This is a genomic window from Psychrobacter sp. T6-1 (assembly GCF_052258445.1).
Genome location: NZ_JBQQFC010000107.1, coordinates 1 through 7,763 on the forward strand (window position 1 = coordinate 1; position 7,763 = coordinate 7,763).

Genomic DNA, 7,763 nt, shown 5'->3' on the forward strand with positions numbered 1-7,763 from the left:
TACCTTATCGTAATCATCTCCTGCTACCGCATATTCAGCGAGGCTGGTAAACATCGCGTCACTACCGTTACACAGCGCTCCTGTGAGTCCTAAAAATAAACCAGACTTGGCAGGCATACGCCGCAAAAACCAGCTACCAGAGGCATCAGGGAACAAGCCAATGGTAATCTCAGGCATAGCAAAGCGCGTACGCTCAGTAACGATACGATGACTACATGCCGCCATCAATCCCATACCACCGCCCATAATAATGCCATCACCCCAAAGAATGAGCGGCTTGGGATAAAAATGCATCTGTCGATACAGACGGTACTCATTACCGAAGAATTCTGTTGCATAAGGGTTCGGCATCGGTGCATCAGCCGACATGCTGTCATAGAGCCTGCGGATATCGCCGCCTGCACAAAATGCCTTATCACCTGCGCCTCTTAATACGATAGCGACGATTTGTGAGTCGGCTTGCCAATCTTCAAGCTGCTTTGAAAGTAGCTGGCACATCTCAACGCTAAGCGCATTAAGCGACTTTGGCGCATTAAGCGTCATGATACCTAATAGATGACCGCAGTCTGTTGGCTTGGTCTCAAATAGGACTGGCGCGTCAGCGGATACTGGTGCATCTGCGTCATGGCCATATTGAGCTTTAGCTGTTTTATTATTGGGATATTTTATAACTGTCATAGAAGTGACCTATCAATTCAAGTAGCGATTATTTGTTCTGCCAATTGGGTTTACGCTTCTCTAAGAATGCCTGTACGCCCTCGCGCTGATCTTGGATGTCAAATAATTTAACAAAGGCTTCGCGCTCTTTGATCAGGTTTTGTGCAGGTGGGTTGTCTCTAGCTGCTTGAATCAGTGCTTTGGAATAACTGACGGCGACGGGGGATTGCTTGGCGACTTTTTTAGCCAATTCCTGCGCCACTTGCAAGCCCTCACCTTTAGCCGTTACCTCTTCAACCAAGCCAATGCGCAGAGCCGTTGCTGCATCAACGCGCTCCCCACACAGTATCATGCGTTTGGCCCAGCCTTCGCCCACCAGCATCGGCAGATTTTGTGTACCGCCAGCACAAGGCAATAAACCCACGCCCGTCTCTGGCAAGGCCATTTGCGCATGCTCCTCAGCGATACGAATGTCACAGGCCAGCGCGCACTCAAGCCCGCCGCCCATTGCATAGCCGTTGATCACAGCGATACTGACGCCGCGATAGTTTGATAACGCTTCAAAAGCCTCACCAAAAGCGATAGCCATACTGATCGCCCGACCTTTGTCACCGTCTGAGAAGTTATTGAGATCCGCGCCCGCTGAAAAGAACTTTTCACCGTCGCCATGTAAAATAATGGCATAAACCTCATCATTGGCATTGAGATCAGCAATCAGCTGTTTGAGCGCAGGCAAGCTCTCCATCGTCCACGTATGCGCGGGCGGATTGTGCAGCGTTATAGTCGCGGTAGCGCCATCGATTGATAGTTTTAGATTGGTATACTCGGTCATCACAACCTCCTTGTCTTATTATTTTTGACAATTGCTGTTAGATTAGATCGCTTAGCGTAACTTATCGAGTGCATCGTCTTGGAGCAGTTGACGCGAGATAATCACCCGCATAATCTCATTTGTGCCTTCTAATATTTGATGCACGCGCAGATCTCGTACGTGACGCTCTAGCGGATACTCATTGAGATAACCATAGCCGCCGTGAAGTTGCAAAGCTTCATTGGCCACATCAAAACACAGATCAGTAGATAAGCGTTTTGCCATCGCACAATAGACTGAGGCTTGCGGATCCTTATTATCGACTTTGCTCGCTGCTAAATACAGCATTTGCCGCGCGGTTATGGTTTGAGTGAGCATATCAGCAAGTTTAAACTGCACCGACTGTAAGTTTGCTATTGGCTTACCAAATTGACTGCGCTCTTGCACGTAGTTGGTAGCGGTCTCAAGCGCTGACTGCGCGGTTCCTACCGCACAAATACCGATATTAATACGCCCACCGTCAAGACCTTTCATAGCAATACTAAAGCCTTGACCCTCCTCGCCTATCAGGTTTGACGCAGGCACTTTAACGTCTTTAAAACTAATAGCGCGCGTCGGCTGTGCTTTCCAGCCCATTTTGTGCTCGTTTTTGCCATACTCAATGCCGTCGCTATGGGCGTCAACGACAAACGCGGAGACGCCTTTGGGCCCTGCGCCGCCAGTACGTGCCATGACGACTAAAATATCAGTCGAGCCTGCGCCAGAGATAAAAGTTTTTTCGCCATTTAACACATAATAGTCGCCTTGTTTGTCCGCTTTGGTGCGCAAGGAGGCGGCATCAGAGCCAGCATTAGGTTCAGTTAAGCAATAACTGCCTAGCCACTCGCCGCTAACCATCTTAGGCAAAAACTGCTGGCATAACTCATGACTACCGTACTCGCCGATCATCCATGCTGCCATATTATGAATACTCATGTAGGCGGCGACTGAGGTATCGCCCCAAGATAGCTCTTCAAATACCATTGCAGAGTCTAAGCGCGTCAGTCCTAGGCCATCATGATCTGGATTGGTATACAGACCTAAAAACCCAAGCTCGCCTGTTTTTTTGATGATATCTACAGGAAAATGCGAGGTGCGATCCCATTCAGCAGCGTGCGGTTTGAGCGCTTTTTGTGCAAATTGTTTAGCCGTTTGGCGAAAGGCGATTTGATCTTCGGTGAGCGTAAAATCCATGAGGTCATCCTTGTGCATGCACTACAAATATGGGGGCTTAACGTTAAAGCCTTTGTTGTGTTAAAGCATCACTATCTATCTGTATCGATAGCTGTGCTTGATACACCGCGTCGCTTCTTTATAAAGAGTATAAACAGACAGATAGTATATCAAGCTAAGCCTGAGCTGTAGTGTCAATATTAATACTACATAGAGTTCATATTACATAGAGTTAATACTACATAGAAATAGTCGTATTGACACTACGGCTGGCTTCATCATCGAACCAGCGCGCGGTGACGGTCTTGGTTTGCGTGTAAAACTGTACTGCTTGCTTACCATAAGGGCCCAAATCACCAAGCTTACTACCACGCGAGCCTGAGAATGAGAACATCGGTAGCGGCACAGGAATTGGCAAGTTAATACCGATTTGACCGACCATAACGTCTTGCTGGAATTTGTGCGCTGCCGCACCTGATTGGGTAAAAATTGCCGTGCCATTACCGTGTGGATTGGCATTTAATAGCTCAATGGCATCATCCAAACTATCTGCGCGCATGATACAAAGTACTGGGCCAAATATCTCTTGCTGATAGATCTGCATATCAGTGGTGACGTGATCAAAGATGGTTGGACCTACAAAGTTGCCTTGCTCAAAGCCTTCTACGCTAATGCCGCGACCGTCCAGTAACAAGCTTGCACCCTCTTCAACGCCTGTGCCTATCAAGTGCTCAACGCGGGCTTTTGCTTGAGGAGAGATCAGCGGCCCTAAATCTTTGTCGTTCTTGCCTGCAGATACGACTAAACCTTCAGCTTTGGCTTTGATATCATCAATCCACTCGCCGGCTGCACCAACGAGCACCACCACAGAGAGCGCCATACAGCGCTGACCTGCCGCACCAAAGGCCGCCCCTGCCAACTGGTTCAGGGTTTGCTCTTTATTGGCATCTGGCAAGATAACGCCATGGTTTTTGGCGCCCATCATGCACTGCGCGCGTTTACCTGACTGACTTGCGCGCTCGTAGACATGTTTGCCGACCTTGGTTGACCCAACAAAAGATACCGCTTTGATATCGGGATGATCGCATATGGCATCAACCGTTGCTTTACCGCCGTGGACGACATTTAGGACGCCTTTGGGTACGCCCGCCTCAAGCGCCAGCTCTACTAAACGCATAGTGACCATAGGATCTTGCTCAGAAGGCTTTAGAATAAAGGTATTGCCTGTCGCAATCGCCATTGGAAACATCCATAGCGGAATCATCGCTGGGAAGTTAAAGGGCGTGATACCCGCGCAAACGCCAAGCGGCTGCCAGATGCTATAAGTATCCACCCCTGAGGCGACATTTTCGACAAAGTCGCCGATCTGTAGATTGGCGATACCTGCCGCGTGCTCGACGACTTCTAGGCCGCGAAACACATCGCCGCGTGCGTCCGCAATAGTCTTGCCTTGCTCAGCGGTGAGTATCTCAGCCAACTCTTCCATATGCTGACGGATCAATTCTTGATACTTTAAAAAGATACGAGCACGGGTCATGATAGGCGTTTTGCGCCAAGTCTGAAACGCTTCTTGGGCGGCTGCGACCGCTTCGTTAATCTCGTCATCGGTGGTTTGTGGGACTTTGGCGATGACCTCTTGGGTAGCAGGATCGGTAATATCAATCCATTCGCTAGTATTTGATTGGGTGAATTCACCATTGATGAGCTGCTGAACGTGATGCATAAGATATCCTTATCTTGTCAATGTAGATAGTATTAAGAGGTGCGGTTATAGAAACTGAAACAGGTATTTTTATATCTGTAATTAAAATGATTTATTACGTATCGTTATTGACTATAACAACAAATCAATTTTAGGGTCAAGCGCTTTGTCAAAGATTTATGACCTAGGGCGTCTTCTCAATTAAAACCTTGTTAAAAAAAGCTCATGAGTAAACATGAGCTTTTAGCTAAGCCATTACTGATGCTGTGACAATAGATAGCGCAATCAATAATCTTTCATAGACTGCTTAACTGCGTCGATTGCAGGCGGGTTGTCAAGTGTCGACATATCTCCTGTCGGTTTATTCTCTGCAAGCGCTCGTATAGCACGGCGCAATATCTTGCCTGAGCGCGTCTTAGGTAATGCTTGCGGGAAGTATACGGCGGCAGGTCTTGCGATACCGCCAAGTGATTTGACAACAGCACCGATGACTTGCTGCTCTAACCGAAAACGGCTTTCGGTCGATTCGGTTAAGCTATGGTCTTTTATGACGCAAAAGGCAATAGGCAGCTCGCCCTTTAGCTCATCATGGATGCCAACCACAGCGCACTCAATCATCTCAGGATGAGTGCTGATCGCCTCTTCAATCTCTTGAGTGCCGATACGGTGACCTGCGACGTTGATGACATCATCGGTGCGACCTAGGATATAAAAGTACCCATCCTCGTCTGCTACCGCGTAATCTGAGGTGGAGTACTCCTTTCCATTAAACAGATTAAAGTAGCTACTGACAAAACGCTTGTCATTTTGCCAAACCGTCGTCAAGCAGCCGGGCGGTAGCGGCGCACTAATCGCGAGTAAACCCTTCTCTCCTGCAGCGCAAGGCTCACCTGTTTCTTCGTTGATAATATGCGCATTGTAGCCATACATGGGATAACCCGGCGAGCCTTTTTTGTGCGGCTTGTGATCGAATTTTGGCGTATGACAGAGGATAGGCCAACCTGACTCGGTTTGCCAGTAATGATCTAAAATCGGAACCCCTAAATGCTTGCTTAACCAATCGGCAGTAGAGTCATCAAGCGGCTCACCTGCTAAAAAGAAGGACTTAATGCTTGAGACATCGTAGCGCGTCATCCACGTCTCATCTTGTTTTTTGAGCATACGTACGCCTGTGGGCGCAGTAAATAGAATATTGACTTTATTGGCTTCAACGATACGCCACCAGATACCAGGATTGGGACGATGCGGTAGACCCTCGTACATCACGCTACTCATGCCAGCAAGCAATGGCGCATATATAGTATACGAGTGCCCTGCAGCCCAGCCGATATCCGATATGGTCCAAAAGGTCTCGCCCGCTTTGCCATCATAGATATAATCGATAGAGGTGGTAAGCGCGACCGCATGACCGCCTGTGTCGCGCTGTACCCCTTTGGGTGTCCCTGTAGTGCCAGAGGTATAGAGTAAGTACGACGGCTCATTGGACTCAAGCCATACAGGATCGACGATAGCATTAGCCTGACAGCTGATGCGGCGCTCGGTGGCGTAATCGACGTCTATGGACTGCGCTTCAAACGGCAGTATGCCGCGACTCACGACCAAGACATGATTAGGCTTGTGAATCGCTTGCTCGACGCCTTGATTCACTAAGTTTTTATAATTGATAACTTTACCACCACGCAGACCGGCGTCAACGGTGATGAGCATTTTTGCCTCAGCATCATCCATACGTATCGCTAAGTTATGCGCAGCAAAACCGCCAAACACTACCGAATGTATCGCGCCGATACGAGTACAAGCTAGCATGGCATAAGCGGCCTCCAATATCATCGGCATATAAATGATAACCCGATCGCCTTTGCCGATACCATGACGCTGCAACACATCCGCAAAATAATTGACCTCTTTATATAGATCATTGTAGGTCAAGCGGCGTTTGGTGTAATCGGTATAGAATTCGACATTGTTACCCAAGTCGCTAAAGGCTTGCTCCACATTTGGGTAAGTCTCCATCAGCTCTTGGTTAATTTCTGACGAGAGCCAAATAAAAGCGTCTTGCTCAGCGCGGTCTTCTAGGTGACGATCGACACAGTTGTAGCATAGATTGGTCTCGCCGCCGACGAACCATTGGGTAAAAGGCAAATTGCTATCATCTAAGATCTGCTCAGGCTCTTTATGCCAGTAAATGCGCTTTGCTTGCTCAGCCCAAAAATGACTGGGATTATCGATAGAGTTTTTGTAGACGTCAGCAAAAGTTAGCTTAGTATCTATAGCGCTAGAGACTTGAGCGCTAGAGGCTTGCTGAGAGGTTGTAGGAGTGTCTTGCTCATTCATAATGCTATCCTTAGCTTAGAGAAAGAAATATACTGTCTTAACTATAACTTTGTTTTATGAGAACTATAGAGTAATACTTTAACGATCTATGTTATTTATTAAATTGATCATTATTTTAATCATAAAAATAGAAAAACCGATACGTTATGTATCGGTTTAAAATGTAGCAGAGCCATCTACAAAGGTCAACTCTCAAATATAAAGACTACAATAAGGTTAAAATCATCAGATACCTGTCTGATCAGCGTATTGCTCACGCATGAGTTTTTTATCATGTTTACCCACTGAGGTTTTAGGTAAATCATCTACAAACTTAAACTCGCTAGGGATACCATATTTTGGAATGATACCGCGTTCCACCGCTTGCTCGGCCACTGCTTTGATATCGTCACTACTGGTGTCTTTGGCATCAGGTTTGAGGACGATTAGTGCCATCGGACGCTCGCCCCACTGCTTATCTCGTACGCCAATGACCGACACATCAGCGACTGCAGGGTGCAAGGATAAAATTGTCTCAATCTCAAGCGATGATATCCACTCGCCACCAGATTTGATGACGTCTTTTAGACGATCGGTTATAGTGATATAGCCATCATCTCGCATATAGGCGATATCTTGAGTGTGCATATAACCGTTTTCCCACAGCTCCGTACCTGCGTCATCATTTTTAAAGTAGCTTTGCGTCAGCCAAGGCGCGCGTAGTACCAGCTCGCCAGTCTTGTCTTTGCCTGTACCAACCGATTGGTTGCTCTCGCTCCATACCTGAGCATCCACCATGAGCACAGGCTTACCTGCCATGCAGCGGCGCGCGACGTCTTCATCCTCATTCATCTCAGGCTCGTCCAGGCTAAATTCGGTCAAACTAATTAGCGGCGCGGTCTCCGACATCCCGTAGCCTGTGTAGACTTCGATATCTTGTGCTAGAGCAGATTTTGCTAGACCTTCAGTGAGCTTTGAGCCACCGATGATCATCTTGAGACCATTAAAGCTAGCGTTACGCTCTTGCGCCTCGCCCAGTACCATTTGCAAAATAGTCGGCACGCAGTG

At 47.7% G+C, this 7,763-nt stretch carries 6 protein-coding genes; all 6 read right to left on the reverse strand.

The genetic code is table 11. The annotated features are described in order from the left end of the window. Positions 1–678, reverse strand: a 678-nt coding sequence (locus tag ACTXGO_RS07445) for an enoyl-CoA hydratase/isomerase family protein (protein ID WP_443573903.1), incomplete at its 3' end; no start/stop codon positions are given. A gap of 28 nt (positions 679–706) precedes the next feature. Further along, the gene (locus ACTXGO_RS07450; protein WP_443573905.1) at positions 707–1,489 is read right to left on the reverse strand and encodes an enoyl-CoA hydratase; all 783 of its coding nucleotides are present in this window, start codon (positions 1,487–1,489) and stop codon (positions 707–709) included. A gap of 51 nt (positions 1,490–1,540) precedes the next feature. Further along, positions 1,541–2,701, reverse strand: a complete 1,161-nt coding sequence (locus ACTXGO_RS07455; protein WP_443573906.1) for an acyl-CoA dehydrogenase family protein — start codon at positions 2,699–2,701, stop codon at positions 1,541–1,543. Positions 2,702–2,918: 217 nt separating this feature from the next. Further along, positions 2,919–4,403, reverse strand: a complete 1,485-nt coding sequence (locus tag ACTXGO_RS07460; RefSeq protein WP_317199334.1) for a CoA-acylating methylmalonate-semialdehyde dehydrogenase — start codon at positions 4,401–4,403, stop codon at positions 2,919–2,921. A 264-nt stretch (positions 4,404–4,667) separates the two neighbouring features. Continuing rightward, positions 4,668–6,716, reverse strand: coding sequence for a propionate--CoA ligase (locus tag ACTXGO_RS07465; protein ID WP_443573908.1), 2,049 nt, complete (start codon positions 6,714–6,716; stop codon positions 4,668–4,670). Positions 6,717–6,941: 225 nt separating this feature from the next. Further along, positions 6,942–7,763: AMP-binding enzyme (locus tag ACTXGO_RS07470; protein ID WP_443573910.1), on the reverse strand; the 822-nt coding region annotated here is incomplete at its 5' end.

Bases quoted from the DNA above. Each gene is read 5' to 3' on its own strand.
- ACTXGO_RS07455 (WP_443573906.1), bottom strand. From the start codon at position 2,701: ATGGATTTTACGCTCACCGAAGATCAAATCGCCTTTCGCCAAACGGCT.
- ACTXGO_RS07465 (WP_443573908.1), bottom strand. From the start codon at position 6,716: ATGAATGAGCAAGACACTCCTACAACCTCTCAGCAAGCCTCTAGCGCT.
- ACTXGO_RS07450 (WP_443573905.1), bottom strand. From the start codon at position 1,489: ATGACCGAGTATACCAATCTAAAACTATCAATCGATGGCGCTACCGCG.
- ACTXGO_RS07460 (WP_317199334.1), bottom strand. From the start codon at position 4,403: ATGCATCACGTTCAGCAGCTCATCAATGGTGAATTCACCCAATCAAAT.